This window comes from Caulobacter sp. RHG1 (genome assembly GCF_013181195.1).
Taxonomy (GTDB): Bacteria; Pseudomonadota; Alphaproteobacteria; order Caulobacterales; family Caulobacteraceae; genus Caulobacter.
Genome location: NZ_SMZP01000004.1, coordinates 227,613 through 248,579, shown reverse-complemented (window position 1 = coordinate 248,579; position 20,967 = coordinate 227,613). Strand labels below are relative to the sequence as shown.

Annotated in this window: 22 protein-coding genes and 2 tRNA genes; 6 read left to right on the top strand and 18 right to left on the bottom strand. The window is 67.2% G+C overall.

Annotation, left to right across the window (positions count from 1 at the left end; genetic code table 11):
• Window positions 1-24: 24 nt before the first annotated feature.
• Window positions 25-1,038 carry an FAD-binding oxidoreductase gene (locus E1H18_RS12290; protein ID WP_172268419.1) on the bottom strand — a complete coding sequence of 338 codons (1,014 nt, stop codon included), beginning with the start codon at window positions 1,036-1,038 and terminating at the stop codon, window positions 25-27.
• A 213-nt stretch (window positions 1,039-1,251) separates the two neighbouring features.
• Between E1H18_RS12290 and E1H18_RS12285 the strand changes: the two genes are divergently transcribed.
• The 3 genes from E1H18_RS12285 (at window position 1,252) to E1H18_RS12275 (ending at window position 3,693) form a co-directional block, all read left to right on the top strand.
• The gene (locus tag E1H18_RS12285) at window positions 1,252-1,659 is read left to right on the top strand and encodes a helix-turn-helix domain-containing protein (protein ID WP_172268416.1); all 408 of its coding nucleotides are present in this window, start codon (window positions 1,252-1,254) and stop codon (window positions 1,657-1,659) included.
• A gap of 120 nt (window positions 1,660-1,779) precedes the next feature.
• Window positions 1,780-2,811: a DNA topoisomerase IB gene (locus tag E1H18_RS12280; RefSeq protein ID WP_172268413.1), complete on the top strand. Its 1,032-nt coding sequence runs from the start codon at window positions 1,780-1,782 to the stop codon at window positions 2,809-2,811.
• A 27-nt stretch (window positions 2,812-2,838) separates the two neighbouring features.
• On the top strand, window positions 2,839-3,693 hold the full coding sequence (locus E1H18_RS12275) for a Ku protein (RefSeq protein ID WP_172268410.1): 855 nt from the start codon (window positions 2,839-2,841) through the stop codon (window positions 3,691-3,693).
• A gap of 143 nt (window positions 3,694-3,836) precedes the next feature.
• Here the strand turns inward: E1H18_RS12275 and ligD are convergent, their stop codons facing one another.
• A complete protein-coding gene (ligD, locus tag E1H18_RS12270; protein WP_172268407.1) occupies window positions 3,837-6,407 on the bottom strand; it encodes a DNA ligase D in 2,571 nt (856 codons plus the stop codon).
• A 5-nt stretch (window positions 6,408-6,412) separates the two neighbouring features.
• The gene (locus E1H18_RS12265) at window positions 6,413-6,682 is read right to left on the bottom strand and encodes a hypothetical protein (protein WP_172268404.1); all 270 of its coding nucleotides are present in this window, start codon (window positions 6,680-6,682) and stop codon (window positions 6,413-6,415) included.
• Between the two features lie 317 nt (window positions 6,683-6,999).
• Here E1H18_RS12265 and E1H18_RS12260 point away from each other — a divergent pair, with 317 nt between their 5' ends.
• The 3 genes from E1H18_RS12260 to E1H18_RS12250 all read left to right on the top strand — a co-directional run bounded on the left by E1H18_RS12260 (window position 7,000) and on the right by E1H18_RS12250 (window position 10,063).
• Complete coding sequence (locus tag E1H18_RS12260) at window positions 7,000-7,278, top strand: HU family DNA-binding protein (RefSeq protein WP_172268401.1); 279 nt, start codon at window positions 7,000-7,002, stop codon at window positions 7,276-7,278.
• Window positions 7,279-7,406: 128 nt separating this feature from the next.
• Complete coding sequence (locus E1H18_RS12255) at window positions 7,407-8,627, top strand: putative DNA modification/repair radical SAM protein (RefSeq protein ID WP_172268398.1); 1,221 nt, start codon at window positions 7,407-7,409, stop codon at window positions 8,625-8,627.
• A complete protein-coding gene (locus E1H18_RS12250) occupies window positions 8,627-10,063 on the top strand; it encodes a UdgX family uracil-DNA binding protein (protein ID WP_172268395.1) in 1,437 nt (478 codons plus the stop codon). Before E1H18_RS12255 ends, E1H18_RS12250 begins: the two co-directional genes overlap by 1 nt.
• Before the next feature lie 39 nt (window positions 10,064-10,102).
• On the opposite strand, the gene E1H18_RS12245 is transcribed toward E1H18_RS12250, so the two are convergent.
• From E1H18_RS12245 to hisD, 15 genes are all read right to left on the bottom strand, one after another.
• A complete protein-coding gene (locus tag E1H18_RS12245; protein WP_172268392.1) occupies window positions 10,103-10,639 on the bottom strand; it encodes a hemerythrin domain-containing protein in 537 nt (178 codons plus the stop codon).
• A gap of 263 nt (window positions 10,640-10,902) precedes the next feature.
• Window positions 10,903-12,627: an ATP-binding protein gene (locus tag E1H18_RS12240; RefSeq protein ID WP_172268389.1), complete on the bottom strand. Its 1,725-nt coding sequence runs from the start codon at window positions 12,625-12,627 to the stop codon at window positions 10,903-10,905.
• The gene (locus E1H18_RS12235; RefSeq protein ID WP_206679060.1) at window positions 12,624-13,172 is read right to left on the bottom strand and encodes a YfiR family protein; all 549 of its coding nucleotides are present in this window, start codon (window positions 13,170-13,172) and stop codon (window positions 12,624-12,626) included. The genes E1H18_RS12240 and E1H18_RS12235 overlap by 4 nt, the downstream gene beginning before the upstream one ends.
• Window positions 13,173-13,455: 283 nt before the next feature.
• Window positions 13,456-13,532: transfer RNA gene (locus E1H18_RS12230), tRNA-His, on the bottom strand.
• Between the two features lie 148 nt (window positions 13,533-13,680).
• A complete protein-coding gene (locus E1H18_RS12225) occupies window positions 13,681-14,412 on the bottom strand; it encodes an energy transducer TonB (RefSeq protein WP_172268383.1) in 732 nt (243 codons plus the stop codon).
• A 13-nt stretch (window positions 14,413-14,425) separates the two neighbouring features.
• The gene (locus tag E1H18_RS12220; RefSeq protein ID WP_172268380.1) at window positions 14,426-14,857 is read right to left on the bottom strand and encodes a biopolymer transporter ExbD; all 432 of its coding nucleotides are present in this window, start codon (window positions 14,855-14,857) and stop codon (window positions 14,426-14,428) included.
• A 5-nt stretch (window positions 14,858-14,862) separates the two neighbouring features.
• Complete coding sequence (locus tag E1H18_RS12215; protein WP_172268377.1) at window positions 14,863-15,756, bottom strand: MotA/TolQ/ExbB proton channel family protein; 894 nt, start codon at window positions 15,754-15,756, stop codon at window positions 14,863-14,865.
• 568 nt (window positions 15,757-16,324) lie between these two features.
• A tRNA-Phe gene (locus E1H18_RS12210) sits at window positions 16,325-16,400 on the bottom strand.
• 99 nt (window positions 16,401-16,499) lie between these two features.
• Window positions 16,500-16,673, bottom strand: coding sequence for a DNA gyrase inhibitor YacG (locus tag E1H18_RS12205; protein ID WP_172268374.1), 174 nt, complete (start codon window positions 16,671-16,673; stop codon window positions 16,500-16,502).
• The gene (locus E1H18_RS12200; RefSeq protein ID WP_172268371.1) at window positions 16,670-17,716 is read right to left on the bottom strand and encodes a ribonuclease E/G; all 1,047 of its coding nucleotides are present in this window, start codon (window positions 17,714-17,716) and stop codon (window positions 16,670-16,672) included. Before E1H18_RS12200 ends, E1H18_RS12205 begins: the two co-directional genes overlap by 4 nt.
• On the bottom strand, window positions 17,713-18,312 hold the full coding sequence (locus E1H18_RS12195; protein ID WP_370526511.1) for a nucleoside triphosphate pyrophosphatase: 600 nt from the start codon (window positions 18,310-18,312) through the stop codon (window positions 17,713-17,715). Before E1H18_RS12195 ends, E1H18_RS12200 begins: the two co-directional genes overlap by 4 nt.
• A 31-nt stretch (window positions 18,313-18,343) precedes the next feature.
• Window positions 18,344-18,562 (bottom strand): translation initiation factor IF-1, encoded by a 219-nt coding sequence (gene infA / locus E1H18_RS12190; protein WP_035044427.1) that lies wholly within the window; start codon window positions 18,560-18,562, stop codon window positions 18,344-18,346.
• Between the two features lie 96 nt (window positions 18,563-18,658).
• Entirely contained in the window at window positions 18,659-19,117 is a 459-nt protein-coding gene (locus E1H18_RS12185; protein ID WP_172268365.1) for a low molecular weight phosphatase family protein, read from the bottom strand.
• Between the two features lie 5 nt (window positions 19,118-19,122).
• Entirely contained in the window at window positions 19,123-19,617 is a 495-nt protein-coding gene (locus E1H18_RS12180) for a UPF0262 family protein (protein ID WP_172268362.1), read from the bottom strand.
• A 21-nt stretch (window positions 19,618-19,638) separates the two neighbouring features.
• On the bottom strand, window positions 19,639-20,925 hold the full coding sequence (gene hisD / locus E1H18_RS12175; RefSeq protein ID WP_172268359.1) for a histidinol dehydrogenase: 1,287 nt from the start codon (window positions 20,923-20,925) through the stop codon (window positions 19,639-19,641).
• Between the last annotated feature and the right edge of the window lie 42 nt (window positions 20,926-20,967).

Genomic DNA, 20,967 nt, shown 5'->3' with positions numbered 1-20,967 from the left:
GGCCTACTCCCCTGCGTGCGCTTCTTAGGTCTCAGGCTCCTCGAAACGGCGCGCGTCCATGGCGGCGGCGTCGGGGCCCAGGTTATCACCATTCAGATACGCTGCGGCCATGTCGGCCACAAGCGGCGCGAACAGCCAGCCATTGCGCCGCGCGCCGACAGCCAGCAGCACGCCGGGCGCGCGGCTCCAGCCGACCAGCGGCAGGCCATCCGGCGTGGTCGCCCGCACCCCGACATCGACCCGCGCGTCGTCGAGATTCATGTCCGGTCGCAGCGCCTTCGCCGCCGCCCGCAAGGTGCTCGTCGCTTCGGCGTCAGGCGTCAGGTCGTCGCGGTCCGCTTCCATGGTGGCGCCAATGGCTAGCAGCTCACCCGGGGCCATGTAGACGCCCTCGCCACGCACCACCGTCTCCTCGGTCTGGAGCGGCGTCGCGCGCAGGATCTGGCCCTTCACCGGCGCCAGGGCCGCGGTCTCCGGCGCCAGACGCCCCCCGCGCGCGCCGGGCCCCGTAGCCAGCACCAGCACGTCAAACGCCAGGGTGCGGCCGTCGGCCAGGTCCAGCGCCCCCGGCGCAAAGCCCGTGACCTCGGCCTGCTCGAACGCCGCGCCGGCGTTTTCGGCCGCCGCCCGCATCGCCGCCAGAGAACCGAGAGCGTCGATCCGCCAGTCCTCGGTGATGTGATCGGTGACGGGAACGCCCAGGTCGCGCAGCTTGGCCTCGACTTCGCCGCGCCAGGCGTCCGAGCCCTGGATTCGCACCCCGGCCAAACCCAGCGCGATTCCCAGGCTGTCGGCGAAGGCCGGCCACAGGTCGCGGGCGCGACGCATCACATCCAGGTGGTCGCGTGATGCGGGGTCGAACAGCGCCTCGCTGACCGGGGCCAGCATACCCGCGGCCACGCCCGAGGCGTTCTGGCCAGGCGGCGCAGGATCGAACACGGTCACGTCCGCGCCGCCTCGCGCCAGCCGCAGCGCCACTGCCGATCCAAACGCCCCGGCCCCAGCCACGGCGACACGTACGCCCGATTGAACTGTCATGGCGCGCACACACTCCCCGAGGTCCCGAACGTCAACCCCGTGCGATCCCTAAGCGGCGCAAATCCATCCCAGGTCGCGGGAAACCCCTTGCGCCGCCTGGACGGGAAGACCCGATCTGTGCATGTGCAGCACGTGACGATGCAGCCAAGCTGAGGCATATCCGTTAACGCATATGTTAGAGCCGCACGGCGGCGCTTGATGGAATAGAGGCGGATGAACGATCGACCCGCAGCCGAAGCGGCCCACCCCGTTGATCTGTACGTGGGAGCCCGGCTGAGAATTCGTCGCAAGATGATGGGCCTCAGCCAGACCCAGGTCGCCGACGCGCTGGGCATCACCTTCCAGCAGATCCAGAAATACGAGCGCGGCGCCAACCGCATCAGCGCCAGCAAACTGTATGACGCCGCCAAGCTTCTGCAGGCTCCGGTCTCGTACTTCTTCGAAGGCCTGGAAGACACCGACGGCGGCCTGGACGACGGCTTCGCCCAGCGCATGACCGAGTTCGTCTCGACCCCGGAGGGCCTGGAGCTGGCGAGCCTGTTCCCGCGCCTCGACGACCGCCGCCTGCGCCGCCGGGTCGTGGATCTGGTGCGCGCCATGGTGGACGACGACGCCCCCTAGGGCGCAATCTCCAACTCAGAATGGATGAAGGCTTCGGGCTCGCCTCGAAGCCTTTTTTCATGCCCGGAACCGGCCCTCTCGCGCTCCGTTGATCCGAAGACGGATCGGAGGGCTGGCGACATGCCGCGCGACACGATTGATTTTCCGGTGACGACCCCAGGCCTGGCGTACGTCAACGACGACGACCCTGGGCTGGCGAGGATCAAGGCTGGCGACGGCTTCGACTATCGCGATCCCGACGGCGGCCGCGTCACCGACGCCGACGCCCTCGAACGCATCCGCATGCTGGCCATCCCGCCGGCCTGGACCCATGTCTGGATCTGCCCCTCGCCGCGCGGCCATATCCAGGCGACCGGCCGCGACCAGAAGGGCCGCAAGCAGTATCGTTATCACGAGGCCTGGCGGCGCGACCGGGACGGCCTGAAGTTCGGCCGCATGATCGCCTTCGGCCGCGCCCTGCCCCGGCTACGCGATCGGGTCGAAAAGGACTTGGCCCGCCGCGGCCTGCCCCGCGAAAAGGTCATCGCCGCGGTGATCCGGCTGATGGAGCTGACCCTGATCCGCGTCGGCAACGAGGAATACGCTCAGGCCAACAAGAGCTTCGGCCTGACCACCCTGCGCGACCGCCACGCCAAGCTGTCCAGCGTGGGCGGCACGTTCCAGTTCAAGGGCAAGAGCGGCAAGGTACACACCACCGGCTTTCGCGACCGGCGGCTGGCCCGCATCGTCAAGGCCTGCCAGGACGTGCCCGGCCAGCGCCTCTTCCAGTATCTGGACGACAACGGCCAGCGCCGGGCGATCGAGAGCGCCGACGTCAACGCCTATATCCGCGCCGCGATCGGCGATGACTTCTCCGCCAAGGACTTCCGCACCTGGGCCGGCACCCTGGCGGCGGCGCGAGCGCTGTGTCTCATCCCCAAGGCCGGCAGCGCCACCGAGGCCAAACGCAACGTCAACACCTGCGTCAAGGCGGTGGCGGGCCTGCTGGGCAACACCGCCGCGGTCTGCCGTGGCTCGTACATCCATCCGCTGGTGCTGGAGGCCTACCAGCAAGGGACATTGCCGTTGAAGGCCGGCCGCTCGGAGCGCGCCTTCGAGTTGGCCGTTATCCGCTTCCTGGAGGCCGCGAAGGCCTCGTGCGCGCAAGCCTGACCCAAAGCTCCACGGAGGAGAACGCCCATGGCCGCCGGCCGCCCCACCTGGCAGGGCCACTTGCGCCTTTCGCTCGTGACCTGCCCCGTCGCGCTCTACACCGCCACAGACTCGCGCGGCGACGTGCATTTCAACATGCTGCACAAGAAGACCCACAACCGCATCCGGATGATCCCGACCGATCCGGACCTGGGCCCCATCGAACGCGCCGACATCGTCAAGGGCTACGAATACGAGAAGGGCCAGTACGTGGTCGTGACCCAGGACGAGATCGACAGCGTCCGCCTGGAAAGCACCCGCACCATCGATATCGAGCGCTTCGTTCCCGCCACCGACATCGACCGGCTCTATTGGGACAATCCGTACTTCCTGGTTCCTGACGGCAAGCTGGCCGCCGAGGCCTATGCCGTGATCCGCGAGGCCATGACCAAGGCCGGCCAGGTGGCTTTGGCCCGGGTGGTCATGCACCAGCGTGAGCGCCTGCTGGCCATCGAGCCGCGCGAAGAGGGCATGGTCGCCTGGACTCTGCGCAGCCAGCGCGAGGTGCGCGACGCGGCGACCTATTTCGACGCCATTCCGAACAAGAAGCCCGACGCGGCGATGATCCAGATCGCCCAGAAGATCATCGAGCAGAAGGAAGGCCCGTTCGATCCCGAGCAGTTCAACGACCGCTACGAAGACGCCCTGCGCGCCCTGATCAAGGAAAAGCAGAAGGGCAAGGGACGGAAGGTGGCGGCGCCGGAACAGCCCGAGGACACCAACGTGGTGGATCTGATGGAGGCGCTACGCAGCAGCCTGGGCAAGGCGCCGGCGGGGAAGACGGCGAAAAAGCCCGCCGCGAAGACTACGGCCAAAGCGCCTGCGCGGAAGAAGGCGAGCTGACCCCCTTCCGTCTCCCCGGCGAAAGCCGGGGCCCAGATCGAGCCCGGAGCGCTCGAGCCTACGGCCAGGACCATTGGCGCGAACACCCCAACCGACCAGGATGAACCTGGGTCCCGGCTTTCGCCGGGAAAGCGGATGGGGGCTTAGGAAACGCCCTTCCCCAGCTTCTTGATCGCCGCTGCCAGATCCCGCTCGCTCTCCGCATAAGCCTCCCATGCGTCGAGATCCTTGAGCATGCCTGGCGCTGTGCGGATGTTGAAGCGCGACGGATCCAGCCCTTTGCGGACCTGGGTCCAGGCCACCGGCCACGACACCGGCGCACCGGGGCGCGCGCGGGGCGACAGCGGAGCCACGGCGGTGCTCATGCGGTCGTTACGCAGGTAGTCGAGGAAGATCCGTCCGCCCCGGTCCTTCTTGGCCATGGTGATCAGGTACTGGTCGGGGCTGTCGGCCGCCATGCGAGCGCAGACCTCGCGAGCAAAGGCCTTGGCCGCGTCCCAGTCGACTTTTCTACCCTTCAGCGGCGTCACCACGTGCAGCCCCTTGCCGCCGGTGGTCTTGCAGAAGCCGACCAGACCCAGGGCCTCCAGCCGGTCGCGGACCTCGCGCGCGCCCTCGACCACGGCGTCGAACGAGACGTCCGGTCCGGGGTCGAGATCGAAGACCAGGCGGCCTGGGACCTCCGGCTCGCCCTCACGGCAGTTCCAGGGATGCAGCTCGGTCGCGCCCCACTGGCCGGCGGCCACCAGGGCCTCGACGGTGTTGAACATCAGGTAGGGCTTGTGGTCGCCGCTGACCGTGACCTCGTCGATCAGGGCCGAGACGCCCTTGCCCGAATGGCGCTGGAAGAAGCTCTCGCCGCCGATGCCGTCAGGCGTGCGGATCACAGAGCACGGTCGGCCGCGCACGTGCTCCAGCATCCAGTCGCCGACCGCCTCGTAGTATCGGGCGAGGTCCAGCTTGGTCCCTGGCGTCCCGTCGCCGGCGTCGGGCCACAGGGGCTTGTCGGGATTGGACAGGGTCACGCCCTTGACGATCGCCTTGCCTGATTTTGGCTGAACCAGCTCGACCGCCTCGGCAGGCGCGGGCGCCTCGGCCTCGACGGCCTTGGCCGGCTTGTCCTCGCGCAGCCCTTTGAACGACGCCTGGCGCACCGAGCCCTCGCCGGTGAAGCCCGCGAACTCGATCTCGGCCACCAGCACCGGATCCACCCAGTGTACGCCGGCTCCGCCTTTCGGCGCGCCCTTGCCCTTGAACGGCGAGGTCTTGCGGGCATGGGATTTGAGCTTCGGCAGCAGCTTGGCGACCTTGTCCCGGCCATAGCCCGTGCCGACCCGGCCGACATGAACGAGGTCGCCGTCCGCAAAGACCCCGACGATCAGCGAGCGGAACGCCTCGCCCGTCGTGGTCCAGCCGCCGATCACCACCTCGTGGCCAGCCCGGCACTTGGCCTTGGTCCAGGTCGCGCCCTTGCCCGAGCGGTACGGCGCGTCGAGCCTTTTGGAGACCACCCCTTCCAGCGACATCCGACAGGCCGATTGCAGCACCGCCTCGCCGCCGCTCTTGAAGTGCTCGACATAGCGGATGCGTTCGCCGTCCTTCGGCAGCAAGGCTTTCAGCTGCGCCTTGCGGGCTTCCAGAGGCTGGTCGGTCAGGTCCTGGCCCTCGGCATGCAGCAGGTCGAAGGCGAAGAAGATCAGGTCGCCGGTGTCCTCCTCGGCCAGCGCCGCCTGCAGCCCCGCGAAGCTGGGCGAACCGGTCTCGTCCAGAGCCACCACCTCGCCGTCGATCAGGGCGTCTGGCAGGTCGGCCGCGTCGGCGATCAGCCGCGGAAAACGGTCGCTCCAGTCCAGGCCAGTGCGGGTGCGCAACGCCGCCTTGCCGCCTTCGATGCGCAGCTGCATGCGGTAGCCGTCGAACTTGATCTCGTGGACCCAGTCGCCGCCGCCTGGCGGTCGGTCGACCAGCTTGCACAGCTGCGGCGGGATGAAGCTCGGCATCCTGCGCTTGGGCGCGCCAGCCTCCTCGGCCGCCTTCTCGCCGCTCGCCTCGGGCGAGGTCCTGCTGTTCCAGATGGCGTCCGGCGGTGTGGTTTTGGCGGTCATGAAGGGCTTGGCCGCCTTGCCTTTGCCGGCCGCGATGTCTTCCATCTTCCGGCCCGAGGCGATCGAGAAGGCGGTATCGTCCAGGAAACCCTCATCGCCCTCCAGTGCAAACTCGTCGCGGTGCTTGATCAGCAGCCAGTTCTCGCGCTTGCCGCCTTTCTTGTCGTTGTGGATGCGGACAAGCACATACCCGCCCTTCATCCGCTCGCCGGCGAAGACCAGCTTGATCTCGCCCTTCTTCAGGCCCTTGGCCAGGTCGAAGCCCGGCTCGGGCGCCCACCAGCCGCGGTCCCACAGCATCACCGTGCCGCCGCCATATTGGCCTTTGGGGATCGAGCCCTCGAAGTCGCCATAGGCCAGCGGATGGTCCTCGACATGGACGGCCAGCCGCTTGTCGTGCGGATCGCGCGAGGGTCCGCGCGTCACCGCCCACGACAGGAACACGCCCTCGTGCTCCAGTCGCAGGTCGTAGTGCAGGCGGGTGGCCTCATGCTTCTGGATGACGAACCGCGCTCGCTCGGACGCGGCCACCTGGACCGCGCCCGTCGGCTCGCTCGTCACCTTGAAGTCGCGCTTGGCGTCGTAAGCCGCCAGCTTGCGTGCGGCCATGGCGGCTATTCGCCGTCGAACACTTCGGGACGCTTGTCGTCGGGATCGCCGTCCTCATCCTGCTCCAGCGCGATGATCTCGTCGTCGTCGAGCTCTTCGGCGATCAAGGCGTCGTCATCGTCGGCGTCGCCCTCGGCCTGGGTCACGTCCAGCACGTCAGGCAGCTCTTCGAACGTGCGAAGTTCGCCGTCCTTGCCGACCACGTCCTCGTCCAGCGCCTCGGCGCCGTCCTGCTCGTCCCAACCCTCTTCGCGTCCGGCATCGATGTCGGTCATGGCGGTTTCTCCTGTGCCTGCAGGAGGAATGGCTGGGGCCTTTCGGCGTTCCGGCGAACGCCTTTCGAGGCTTCGACTCACCGCAAACCGCCAGAATCAGCTTTTGCGCGAGTCGACCGACGGTCCACTTTTAAGACTATAATTAAGGATTTTACCCTTAACTTGGCCGTTCCGGAGGCGGCTGTTCCGTAAAAAACCCCGCCCCACGGGCGTTTTGCCCCCATGAATCGGCGTTTTAACCTTCCCTAACGGGTGACAAACCCGATCCGCGTCGGCAGGCTCGGATTTCCCTGATTCCACAGGAATGAGCTGAGAAAATGAACGTTTCCGATCTGGTCGACGCCGCCGTCGCCGCCGACGACAAGCTGACCAAGACCCAAGCCAAGGCCATCATCGATGGCGTGTTCAAGTCGATCGCCGACGCCTCGGTGAAGGGCGACGAAGTCTCGATCCCCGGCTTCGGCAAGTTCAAGGTCCAGGCCAAGCCGGCCCGCACCGGCCGCAACCCGGCCACGGGCGCGACCATTGAAATCGCCGCCAGCAAGAAGGTCGCCTTCACGCCGGCCAAGCAACTGAAGGACGCCGTCAACGGCTAAGCCTTTGGCGGGGATCTGACCGAAAAGTCTGATCCCCGACGCTTCTATTCACGCGCGACATTGAGCTTCATGCCAGTGTCGCGCGTGAAGTCTTTCCAGAACAAAAAGAGAACTATAACTTAGGCCGCATGGCCGTTCTCGATCTCAGGCGCAAGCTCGCCATCCTCTCCGACGCCGCCAAGTACGACGCGTCCTGCGCCTCGTCCGGCGCCGAAAAGCGAAGTTCGATCGGCGGCAAGGGCATAGGCTCGACCGAGGGCATGGGCATCTGCCACGCCTATGCCCCCGATGGTCGCTGCATCAGCCTGCTGAAAATCCTGCTGACCAACTTCTGCATTTACGATTGCGCCTACTGCATCAACCGCGTGTCGTCGAACACGCCCCGGGCGCGGTTCAGCGTGAAGGAGGTCGTCGACCTCACCCTCAACTTCTACAAGCGCAACTATATCGAGGGCCTGTTCCTGTCGTCGGGCGTCATCCGCACGGGCGACTACACGATGGAGGAGATGGTCCGGGTGGCGAAATCGCTGCGGCTGGATCACGACTTCCGCGGCTACATCCATCTGAAACTTATCCCCGAGGCCTCGCCCGAGCTGGCGGCCGAGGCCGGGCTGTATGCCGACCGGGTCTCGATCAACATCGAGCTGCCGCGCGACGACAGTCTTGCGACCCTGGCGCCGGAGAAGAGCCCGACCGACATCAAGCGCGCCATGGGCCGTATGCGCCTGGCCATCGACGACCATGCCGAGCCGGCCAAGAAGGCGGCGCGCCGCACCTTCGCCCGCAGCCAGTCGACCCAGCTGATCGTCGGGGCCGACGAGGCCAAGGACGGCGACATCCTGGCCCGCAGCGCCAACCTCTACGGCGCTTATCGCCTGGGGCGGGTCTATTACTCGGCCTTCAGCCCGATCCCCGACGCCAGCCACCGCCTGCCGCTGACCCGCCCACCGCTGCTGCGCGAGCACCGCCTGTATCAGGCCGACTGGCTGATGCGCTTCTACGGCTTCGAGCGGCCGGAGATCGTCGCCGAGGGCGAGGACCTGGACCTGACCGTCGACCCCAAGACCAGCTGGGCGCTGCGCAATCGCGCCAGATTTCCGGTCGATATCCAGACCGCCGACAAGGAAACCCTGCTGCGCGTGCCGGGCCTGGGCGCCAAGGCCGTGGAACGTATCGTGACGGCCCGGAAGGTGACCCGCCTGACCCTCGATGACCTCAAGCGCGTCGGGGCCGTCGTCAAGCGCGCCAGAGCCTTCGTGATCACCGCCGATTGGACTCCCGGGGCGCTCGCCGACCGGGACAGCCTGAAGGCCGCCCTGATCCCGCCACAGCAGTTGAGCCTGTTCTGATGCGGGTCGTGCGGCTGGCCTCCGAGATCGACTTCGCCGGCTGGCGCACCGCTGCACGGGCGCTGCGGGCCGAGGGCGTCGCGCCGGAAGCCGTGGTGTGGACGGTAGAGCGAGAACTGTTCGACCTGGACAACCCTGCCCCGCCCTCCGGCAGGACCGCCAACTTCACCGTCCCCGCCGCCTTCGTCGAACTGGCCGAGCAGGTGATCCTGCACCGCGCTCCCGATCGTCTGGCGCTGCTCTATCGCATCCTGTGGCGGCTGGAGCGCGAGCCGCGGCTTATCGAAAATCCCGCTGATCCCGACATGGCCCGGGCCCGCGACATGGCCAAGGCCGTCAGCCGCTCGGCTCACAAGATGAAGGCCTTCGTTCGCTTCCGCCTGATCGAGGGCGCGGCGACCGAAACCTACGCCGCCTGGTTCGAACCAGCCCATCGGGTGACGGAAGCGACCGCCCCATTCTTCGCCCGTCGCTTTACCGCGATGGACTGGACGATCCTGACGCCCGACGCCTGCGTGGCCTGGGACGGCGAGCGCTTGTCGGTCTCGGAAGGCGCCGATCCGGCCGACGCCCCCGCCGAAGACGCCCAGGAGGAGCTATGGCGCACCTACTACGCCTCGATCTTCAACCCGGCTCGCCTGAACCCGCGCCAGATGCGCCAGGAGATGCCGAAACGCTATTGGCGGAACCTGCCCGAGGCGCGGCTCATTCCTGAGCTGATCGAAGCCGCTCAGGAGCGCGCTACGGCCATGGTCGCCGCCACGCCTCGCCAACCGTCGGCAAGGGTTCTGAAGGCCGCGCTACGCCACAGCCGGGACGCCGCCTACGGCACGGGCGCGCCAACCACTTTGGAAGAGGTCGAGGCCGGGGTCAGCGTCTGCCGCCGCTGCGATCTCTGGCGTGACGCGACCCAGGGCGTACCGGGTGAAGGTGCCAGCCCTGCGCCGCTGATGTTTGTCGGCGAGCAGCCAGGCGACCAGGAGGATCTGGCCGGGAAGCCCTTCGTCGGCCCCGCCGGCCAGATGTTCGACAAGGCCCTGGCCGAGGCCGGCGTGCCGCGCGACCGCACCTTCGTCACCAACGCGGTCAAGCATTTCAAGCACGAGCCACGCGGCAAGCGACGCATCCACAAGACGCCGGACAGAGGCGAGGTCACGGCTTGCCGCTGGTGGCTGGACGCCGAGCGCCGGCTGGTGCGACCGCGGGTGATCGTAATGCTGGGAGCGACTGCGGCCTTGGGCGTGACCGGCAAGGCGACGCCAATTGGCGCCAATCGCGGCAGACCAATCCGGCTCGCCGATCAGGCCCAAGGGCTGGTGACCTACCACCCGTCGTTCCTGCTGCGCGTGCCGGACGAAGAGACACGCGCCAGGGCCTATGCTGAGTTCGTCGACGATCTGCGGCAGGCGGGCAAGCTGGCGGGGTTGACGACATAGAGATCCTCCCCCGCGCTGCGGGAGAGGATCTGCAGAACCTTAGTGCGCTTTCTCGCCGCCCATCTTCTCCATCAGCTCTTCCTTACGCGCCTTCATGCGCTCGCCGATGGCCTCGAGATCCTCATCGCCCTTCTTGGCCTGGGCGAAGAAGCCACCAGGCTGTTCCTCTTCCTTGACGTGGTGCTTGATGTACTCGCCCAGCACCTTGACCTTGGCGTCGTAGAACTCTTGGCCGGGCTTCATCGCCTCGATCTCGGCGATCAGCTTCTTGGCCCCGTCGTGCTCGACATAGGCCTCGTCGATCAGGTCGTCCTCCACCTCGCCGCGGCTCTCCGGATAGAGGATCTCTTCCTCGATCTGCGTGTGGACCTTCAGCGCCAGGGCGATCTTGTTGAACAGCGCCAGCTTGTCCTTGTCGGCCTCGAGCTGCTCGTACTCGTCGAACATCGCCTCGACCTCACGGTGATCCTGCTTCAGCAGACGAATGGCCAACGGGTCGCGACGACCCGTACGGCGGGTAGACTTACGCGGCTTGGCGGTCTTGGCTTTCGTCGAGGTCTTGGTGGCGGCGGCCATGGAAATCTCCCAGCGTTGTGTCCCCCGACCGCCAACCAACACGTGGCGCTGCGCCCTGTTCCAGCGCCCCTCGTTTGCGTTAAGCCTTTAAATGAGAAGCATTTTCAAGACCGAAGGGCGTGTCGAGCAGTCGCCCCTGGGCCGCCCGACATCCAGGCGTCAACGGTCTTGAACGTTGCCGGAATGGGCGGCGGCTTGGACATGGCGCCCTCCCTTGTGGGCGGTCTTGATCAACCGATCCCTTGGGAACGGATGCCTAAGCCCTAGCTCGCCCGCGACAGGCCAGAGATCGCCGCATCCAGTTCAGCGGACAGCGCTTCGATACGGTAAGGTTTGACCAGGACCCGTCGCCCCTCGTTGGTCGCGGCCGCGGCCGCGGCGCTGTAGCCGGTGGTCAGGACGACCGGCAGGCCAGGCCATTGGCGGGTGATGTCGCGCGCCAGATCCAGGCCGCCGATGTCGCCCGGCATGACCATGTCGCTGAACACCAGGTCGAAGTCGCGGTCGGCCCGCAGGGTCTCCAGCGCGGCCCTGCCCTCGTTGGCGCGGGCGACCTCGTAGCCCAATTCGCGCAGCATCTCCTCGACCAGCTGGGCGACGCTGTCGTCGTCCTCGACCAACAGGATGCGGCGGCGGCCCTCCAGCTTGGCGCGGATCTGAATCGGCGCAACCGCGACCGCCAGGGCCTTGGTCGAGCGCGGAATGCGCAGCCAGATGGTCGTGCCCTCGCCCAGCACGCTGTCGACCCCGACCTCGCCGCCCGAGGCGCGGGCAAAGCCGTAGACCTGCGACAGGCCCAGGCCCGTTCCCTTGCCCACGGCCTTGGTCGTGAAGAAGGGCTCAAACAAGCGACCGATCATGTCGGGCGCGACCCCGACACCGGTGTCGCGGATCGACAGGCGCACGACGTCGCCCTCGCCGTCCAGACGCCCGGAAGGCGCGTTGACGGCCTCGATGGTGATCTTGCCGCCCGCGGGCATGGCGTCGCGGGCGTTGATGGCGATATTCAGCACCGCCACCTCCAGCTGCGAGGCGTCGACCTCGACCCGCCAGAGGTCGGGAGCGGTCTTGATCTCGACCGTGACGTCCTCGCGCAGAGACCGGTCCAGCAGGGCGTGCATGCCGTTCAGGCGCGCGGCGATGTCCACCACCTCGGGCTTCAGCGGCGTGCGGCGCGAGAAGGCCAGCAACTGCTGGGTCAGGCTGGCGCCGCGGTCGATGGCCTGGCGGATGCCGTCCTTCAGCCGCTCGCGCCGGGCCTGGTCGGTGGTGCGTTCCAGAAGATCCAGGCCGCTGGAGGCGACCATCAGCAGGTTGTTGAAGTCGTGGGCCACGCCGCCGGTCAGCTGGCCCATGGCCTCCATCTTCTGCGACTGGCGCAGGGCGTCCTCGGCCTTTTCGCGCTCGCGGATCTCGGCTTTCAGCTTGCGATAGGCCTCGGCCTCGCGGGCGCTCGCCACGCCCAGGACGCCGACCAGCATGGCGGCCATGACGATCAGCAGGCCAAAGCCGCCATAGCGCATGGCTCGGCGAGTCGGTGATTCCAGCACGGTTCGCAGATAGATCGAGCCCAGGACCGTGTCGCCCTCGGTCACCGGGGCGGTCAGCACCAGGCGCGCACCGTCGCGGCGAGGGTCTTCCAGCGCATTGCGAGGCGGCGGCGGCGGCGCGCCAGCGCGGACATACTCTGCGGCCAGGTCGCCCTGCATGTCGTAGGCCGCAACGGCCTCGACATCGGGATTGGACGCCTGGGCGTTGACATACTCCCGCGCGGCGGAGCGGTCGTCGAAGGCCAGGGGCGCGGCCATGCTGCCGGCCAGGATGCGCAGTTGCACCTGCGCCTGCCGAAAGCGTTCTTGCTGGCCCAGGCGCTCGTTGTAGGCCGCCAGGGCGAAGGCGGCCACGACGATGGCGATGGCTAGGCCCACGGCCATCGAGACCGTAAGCGCCGGGCGCCATCCCAACCGCCGGTCGGCCAGCGCGATCATCGTCCGTCACCTGCTCTGGAGACCGACAGCGCCATCAGCTTGGAGCTCAGACCCAGCCCCTGGGCCTGCGCCGCCTCCGGACGGATTTCGAACCGCAGGCGGCCGCCGACCGTGACGAACTGGATCACCGCGCCCGGCGCTTCCAGCGCTTCGTCGGCGACGGTCAGGACCGGCTTGCCGGCCACCAGGGCCAGCATGTCCTGAGGCGTCTGGGTGCGCGAGAGCCCCAGGAACAGGACATGGCAATCGGCATCCTTGCCGACGCTGGCCAGCCGCACGATGACGATCGCCCGGTCGCCGATGCGCTTGCCCTGGGCCAGGCGGTCGATCGCCTCCCCCATCGGATCATGGCCCGCGATGCAAAGGCGGAAAGCGCCACCGGACCGCTCGAACGCAGACGCGGGCCACTGCGTGAAGGGCGTGAACTTGTGGAGGTAATTGGCTTTAAGGACGTAGGCGGGGATGCGCACCGGAAGCGGCTGGCGATCGCCGGCCCCCGTCGCGGCCGCAGTCGCGCCCCCGCCGGCCAGAACGCACAACGCCACCCCCGCCGCGAGAACGCTGAGCGGGCAATGACGCCATCCGGACCTCAATCGCGGGGCGTGGGGCGGGACGCCCAGAACCATACGCCAGTCCCCCTCACAGCGTTCACAACGCGAAGCACGGCCGTTCCATCCTATCCCCGTGACAATTTGGAGGCGAACAAGAACGACGCCGAACGGGAATATTGCCGAGGATTGTCGTCGGCCGCCCCAGATCCGCGCCACGGCCTGGAGCCGGAAAAGCAAAAAGCCCGGGACGAAGCCCGGGCTTTTCAAGGTCTTGCGATGGTACCGCCTCTCAGGCTTGAACTGAGGACCTCCGGTTCCACAAACCGGCGCTCTAACCAACTGAGCTAAGGCGGCGCATCGCGAGGCGTTGTCTTTAGTGAAATCGCCTTTCGGGATCAAGCGCCGATCCGCACGATTTCCAAGGAAAACGCCACGGTAAAAAGAAAAACGCCCCGGAGCCGAAACTCCGGGGCGCTTCTTAGCTTTCGCCTGGATCCAAGCCCTATTGCGGGACCTGGAACACCAGCGGGACGGTCACCTCACCACCGTCGACGGGCGCGCCGTCGAGGGTCTTCGGCTTCATCCGGAACAGACGCGCCAGCTTGAGCGCGGCGTCGCCGAAGCCCATGTCGGCGGGCGACTCGGAAACCACCGAGCAGCCTTCCAGAGTCCCCTTGGCCGTCACGGAGCAACGGATCGTCGCACGACCGCTGACTTCCATGCGCTGAGCACGGTCCGGATAGTACCGGGCCATGTCATCGCCCGAGGGCTTGCGGGCCCAGTCGGGACGCGTGATCACCGAGGCGCGAGCCGGCGGGTTCGACGGCACCGGAGGCACCGAAGAGATCACCGGCGGAGCCGTCTGTTCCACCCGCTTTTCGACGGGCGGGATCGGCAGCGGCGGCGGCGGCGTCACGTCCGGCGGCGGAGCCACCGGGGGACGCGGCTGCACCACAGCCGGAGGCGGCGGCGGCTCGTTGGTCGGCGGCGGCGGCGGAGGAGGCGGCGGAGGCGGCGGCGGAGGCGGAGGCAGCTCCACTTCCACAGCTTCGTCCGAGTACTCCTTCAGCACCGACTCGAACTTCTGCTTCGCGAGGTATGCGAAGAGCAGTCCGTGAAGGCCAACCACCACAGCCAGGGCGATGGTGAAAGGACCACCGCCTTTTTTGCGGCGAGGACCGTCCGAGGTGAGCGGATCGTAGTGGCGATGCTCGGGCGTATTTTGTTCAGCCATGCAGCACCCCTACTTAACTATCATCCCGTCCGACGAGAGCCACGCTGTAGAAGCCGTTATCCTGGAGGGTGTTCATAACCTCCATGAAAGCCCCGTAGCGAACCTTCTCGTCGGCCCGGATGAAGATGCGCTCCTTGGAAGGATCGCGGCGGCCGATAGCGCTGGCCATGTCCTGCCCCATCGAGTCCACCGAGGTTTCATTGTCCCCGATGTACACTTGTCCCGATTGTTTGATCGAGATGTAGACAGGCTTCGGCGGGTTGGGCGTCGCTTTCGCCACCGCCGACGGCAGGTTCACTTCGACCGACACAGAGGCCATCGGAGCGGCCACCATGAAGATGATCAGGAGCACCAGCATAACGTCCACGAAGGGCGTAACATTGATGTCGCTGTTCTGTTCGACGTTAAACCTGTCGCCCCCACCGCCTGAGAGTTTGGCGGCCATGGGTGTTACGCCCCCTTGTCGAGCTGACGCGAGATGGCGTTCATCAGTTCAGCAACGAAGCCTTCCGAGCGGGTGCCGTAACCCGAGATGCGGGTCTGGAAGTAGTTGTAGAAGATAACGGCCGGGATAGCGGCGAACAGACCGATACCGGTGGCGAGCAGGGCTTCAGCGATACCCGGGGCCACGACGGCGAGGTTGGTGGTGTTGGTGTTCGCGATGTTGATGAACGACGTCATGATGCCGTAAACCGTACCGAACAGACCGATGAACGGACCGGCCGAACCGACCGAGGCCAGGAACACCATGCCGCCCGACAGACGCTTGGCCAGCGAGGCTTGCACAGCGTTGATGGCGTAGGTGGCGCGGCCCAGGGTCGAGTCACGGTGCTCGCCGGCGACAGCCAGACCAGCTTGACGCGACAGTTCGACTTCTTGCGAAGCGGCCGAGGCCATGTCGGCCATCGGGTTGCCTTCGAACTCTTCCGACGAGCTGATGCGCGCGATGTCGGCGATCGAGCGAGCGCCGCGGAAGGCTTCCAGGAACTTGTCCGATTGCTTGTTGAGGGCGGCGAACTCGAACAGCTTGGTGAGCAGCAGCACCCACGAGAAGACCGAGGCCAGGATCAGGCCGATCATGACGACCTTAACGACGGCGCCAGCGGCCATGAACATGCCGACCGGGGTCAGCGCGTGGCCGCCCTTGGCGGGTTCGGCGGCCGGGGCTTCTGCGGCCGGAGCTTCCGGAGCCGGAGCAGCAGCGGCGTCAGCGGCCGGGGCGGCGGCTTCCGAAGTCGCGGGGGCCGGAGCCGCGGCGTCTTGGGCGAAAGCCGGGGCGCTCGCCATCAGCGCAAAAGCGCCGACGAGAGCGATGAGGGGGGTCTTCCGTTTAATGTCGAGCATCTTTCGCCAGTTCCTGATTGGTCTAGCACGTTTGGACCGAGGGTCGTCGCGCGAGAGCGTCTCCACCCTAACTCTGAATAGCCCGAACCGAGGTTGGATTGCTCTCCCCCCAGGACGGACCCGCTTCGCTGCGCTCGACCCGTTACGCCCCTCACGAGGACTAGCCCCCAAGAAGGATCGTTTCGAAGCGCGGGCAACCGACGCCCTTTCGGGCTCCGGTCTTACCGCAATGTTAGAATTGCGGCTGTGGTCCTTTGGCAACCCCTTTTCGCACCGTCAAGAGGATCGTGTGGGCACAAATTCGTCGTTGAGCCCCCTCCTCACTGCCGCTTTCTGCAGCGCACAAAAGGGTTTCCTGGAAATAAGGGCGGTTTTTCCCTTTCAACGAGAATGACGATGCTGCACTGCAGCAAGTCAACAAAACGCCGGTCGATGAAGAAAGGCGCCCGCACGGGCGGCAGATCCGTCGTTAGGCCGCCGGGCTGGATCGCCGCGCGACGGGAAATGACGACGGGCCCGACCCTGATGCGGGGCGGACCGGACTGCAGAACTTCCAGAAGGAAGAAAGTGGTGCCTGAGACCGGATTCGAACCAGTGACACGCGGATTTTCAATCCGCTGCTCTACCAACTGAGCTACTCAGGCACCTTGGCCTCAAGCGGTCAAAACCGCCTCGGCGACCTCGCCGTTCAGCGAGGAGGGGGTCTATAAGGGAGGCCGAACGCGAAGTCCAGCGCCCTTTTGTCATTCCCTGTTGATGCTTTCCGACAGGGGATTTTCGTCGTCTTCATCGCCTCCCGGCACGACGTATCGGTCGCTGAGCCAGCGCTGCAGGTCGACATCCGCGCAGCGCTTCGAACAGAAGGGACGGAAGGTCTTTTCGACCGGCTTGCCGCAGATGGGGCATCCTGTGCTCATCGTGCGAACACCTCCAGGCGATCAACGGGCCAGTCAGCCTGCGCCTCGACGGCGAATCTGCGACCCAGACGTTCGGCGACGCCCGATTCCAACTCGGAAGCGAACGACTCGGCGACGACCGGCGAGCAGCGCGCCGTCAGACGCGCGCCGGGATCGGCCCTGCCCTCACGCTCCAGCGCCCGCGCCAGACGACGGGCGACGTGGCGGGGATTCGGCGCGCCAGTTTCGGTGAGCAGACGGTCGAGAATCGGCGGCGCGCGGCGCGGCACGATCATCTCCATCGTGCCGAACTTGCTGATTCCGCCGACGCCGACGCCCGGATTGTCCGGGGAGAAGACGTTGCGGGCCGCCGTGGTCAGGGCCGGCGCGTCGTGACCGCGTCCGACCAGATCGAACACGATGATGCCGCCCAGCCCCTTCAGGCGCAGGACGCGCGAGGCGACGCTCAGGGCCGCCATGTTGGCCTGGCGGGCGGCGCGCTTCGAATCGGCGCCCTCGCGCGCACCGAGGTCGACATCGACCGACGTCAGAGCGCGGGTCGGCTCCACGGCGATGTCGCCACCGCCCGGCAGGGCGAAGATTGTCGCCAGGATATCGGCCTCGGCCTCCTCGACCGCCAGCAGGGCCTTGTCGCCCGTGGACGGCGAGCCTGCCTTCACATGATGGCGCAGGCGCTCCTCGATCGTCGGGGCGGCCTCGAGCACACGCGGCTCGCCCTGCCCTTCGGCGATGAAGCGGGCCACGCCGGCCTTGCCGCGGCGCGAGGCGGTCTTGATCTCGATCTCGACTAGCCCGCCCTCGACCAGGGCCGGCATGTCGGGCCGTAGCGGCAGGATCAGGTCCTGGCCGTCCGGCAGGGCCACGAAGGCCGAGGCGAAGGCCTTCTCGATCTTCTTGATACGGGCGACGCCCCGCACGCCCTCGGCGTCTAGGACGTCGTCTGTGGGCCAGGACACGAACAGGCGCTCGGGGCGACCATCCAGGGTCACGACCCCGACCGTCTCGCCGACGCCCTTATAGAGGTAAGCCCTGCGCTCGCTCATGCCTGGTCACCCTGGGCGCGGTATCCCAGACCCGTCAGAAGGTTCAGCGTCTCGTACAGCGGCAGACCCACGACGCTTGGGTATGAGCCCTGCAGCTCGGTAATGAAGCCGCCAGCCAGGCCCTGGACGCCATAGCCGCCCGCCTTGCCCTGCCATTGGCCGCTTTCGACATAGGCGTCGCGTTCGGCGTCCGACAGGCGCTTGAAGCCGACCTTGGTCTCGACGAGACGAGAAGCCTCGCGACCGTCCGGCCCGATCAAGGCGACGCCCGTCAGAACCTTGTGGTTCCGGCCCGAGAGCAGCTTGAGGCAGTAGAGCACGTCGGCCTGCGTCTCGGCCTTGGGCAGGATGCGCCGGCCGACCGCGACCACCGTATCGGCGGCCAGGACGAAGTCGCCCGGCGAGCGGGCGGCGACCACGCGCGCCTTTTCCTGCGCCAGGCGCAGGGCATGGCGGCGCGGGGTCTCGTCGCGCAGCGCGGACTCGTCGATGTCGGCGGGATCGACCCGGTCGGGCGTAACGCCGACCTGGGCCAGCAAGTCGAGGCGGCGCGGGCTAGCGCTGGCCAGCACCAGCGCCGGCTGGCCGGCCGTCATCTGGACGGCCGTCGTCTGGGCCATCGCCGTCCTACTTGAAGCGGTAGGTGATACGGCCCTTGGTCAGGTCGTAGGGGGTCATCTCGACCAGGACCTTGTCGCCGGCCAGCACGCGGATGCGGTTCTTGCGCATCTTGCCAGCGGTGTGAGCGATGATCTCGTGTGCGTTCTCGAGGGTCACCCGGAAGGTGGCGTTCGGCAGCAGTTCGCTGACCGTACCGGGAAACTCGAGCAGTTCTTCCTTAGCCATCAGGCCTCTCAATGGAACGAATCGGACAGCCGCGAGCCCCCGTTCGACATCGAGTCAGAACGAGGCCATTCGCGGCGAGGCGCCTCTATAACGCATTCACCCCCCAAACGTCGATGGTGCGCCGAAACGTTGCTTGATGGCCTGCGCCAGGGTGTCTCGAACCTCGCGATAGGCCTCCAGCCGCGCTTCGCGAGAACCGTCCGTGAGCGTCGGATCGTGAGTGGGCCAGTACTCGATCTCGACGGATCGGTCGCGCGACAGTTCAACGGCCCTGTGCTGGGCTTCGGGGGTCAGCGAGACGACGACATCGAAGCTGTCGTCCTCCAACTGGGCGAAGGTCTTGGGCTGGTGTTCGGAGACGTCCAGGCCCAGTTCGTCCATGACCACGACGACAAACGGATCGACGCCCTCCCCCGCCGGGTCCGGCTTCAGACCGCAGGAGTCGACGAACGCCCGCGTGCCATAGAAGCGCTTGAACAGCCCCTCGGCCATCGGCGAGCGCACGCGATTGTAATTGCAGGTGAACAGCACCGCGCCGGGCAGCGAGTCGACCACGCCCCCTAGCCCCGCCAGTGCAGCGCGCAGATCAGGGTGAACAGGCGCCGCGCCGTGTCGAGGTCGGTCTTGACCTTGCCGTCCAGCCGCTCGCGCAGGAGATTGGAGCCCTCGTTGTGCAGGCCGCGCCGGCCCATGTCCAAGGCCTCGATCTGCTGCGGCGTCGAGTTTCGGATCGCCGAATAGTAGCTGTCGCAGATCATGAAGTAGTCCTTGATCACCCCGCGGAAGGGCGACAGGGACAGCAGGTGCCGGCGTTCCCACCGTTCGTCGGGGGCGTCCGGCCCCTTGATGTCGAAGGCCAGCCGGTTCTCGATCAGCGACAGGCGCAGGTCGTAAGGACCGCCGGCGGCTTCCACCGGCTCGAAATAATTGGCTTCCAGCAGATCGAAGATCGCGACCTGACGCTCCTGCTCCTGGTCGCGCGAAGCGGCCGCAAGGCTGTCGTCATCGATCTCGATCGACTTGATCCGGTGGCTGGCGCGGGCGTCGGTGCTCATCTGTCGAAGGAGGTTCGCGCGTCAGTCGCCAGAAGGCAACCGAATGGATGCCGACAGGGCGTGAGCCGGCAGGCCCTCGGCCTTGGCCAGGGCGACCGTGTGGGGGCCCAGGATCCCGAACGAGGCCGCGTCGCACTTCACGATCGAGGTCCGCTTGAGAAAGTCGTACAGCGACAGCCCCGACTGGAAGCGCGCCGCGCGGCTGGTCGGCAGCACGTGGTTCGAACCGGCCACGTAGTCGCCGATCGCCTCTGGCGTGACGCGGCCCAGGAAGATCGCGCCAGCGTGGCGGACGCGGTCCGACAGACGCTCGGGCTCGTCCAGCGCGAACTCGACGTGCTCGGGGGCGATGGCGTCGACCAGGGCCGGGCTCTCGTCCAGCGGGGCGATGATCACCGCGCCGTGGTCGCGCCACGAGGCGGCGGCGTCCTCGCCGGTGGCCAGGGTCTTCAGGCGCTCGGCCACGGCCTGCTCGACGGCGGCGGCGAAGGCCTCGTCGTTGGTGATCAGGATCGACTGGGCGGCCGGGTCGTGCTCGGCCTGGCTCAGCAGGTCGGCGGCGATCCAGTCGGGATTGTTCTTGTTGTCGGCAACCACGACGATCTCGGACGGACCAGCCAGGGCGTCGATCCCAACCACCCCGTACAAGCGGCGCTTGGCGGCGGTGACATAGGCGTTTCCAGGACCGACGATCTTGTCGACCGGCTGGATCGGACCCGCGCCATAGGCCAGGGCGGCGACGGCCTGCGCCCCGCCCACGCGCCAGATCTCGGTGACGCCGGCTTCCTTGGCGGCGGCCAGCACGGCGGGCTGCAGCTTGCCGGGCGGGGTGACCATGGCGATGCGGTCGACGCCGGCGACCTGCGCGGGCACGGCGTTCATCAGTACGGTGGAGGGATAGGCCGCGCGGCCGCCGGGCACATAGACGCCCACGGCCTCCAGCGGCGTCCAGCGCCAGCCCAGCTCAACGCCGGCCTCGTCGGTCCAGGCCTGGTCGGCCGGACGCTGGCGGCTGTGATAGGCGCGGATGCGGGCGGCGGCGAAGGCAATGGCCTCGCGCACGTCGGCCGGCGTGTCGGCCCAGCCCTGCTCGATCTCTTCGGCGGTGACGCGAATGGTCTCGGCGGTCAGCTCGACCTTGTCGAACTTGCGGCTGAAATCGAGCAGCGCCTCGAGCCCATGGGTCCGCACCGCTTCGAGCACGTGGGCCGCGGCGGCGTCGACATCGGCCGGCGAGCCGCGACGCTCGTCGAGGAAGGCCTTGAAGGCGGCCTGGAAATCGGGGTCGGAAAACGAGAAGCGGCGCATGCCTGCTAGATGCGGGTTTTTGCGCCTGACACAAGTCAGAAA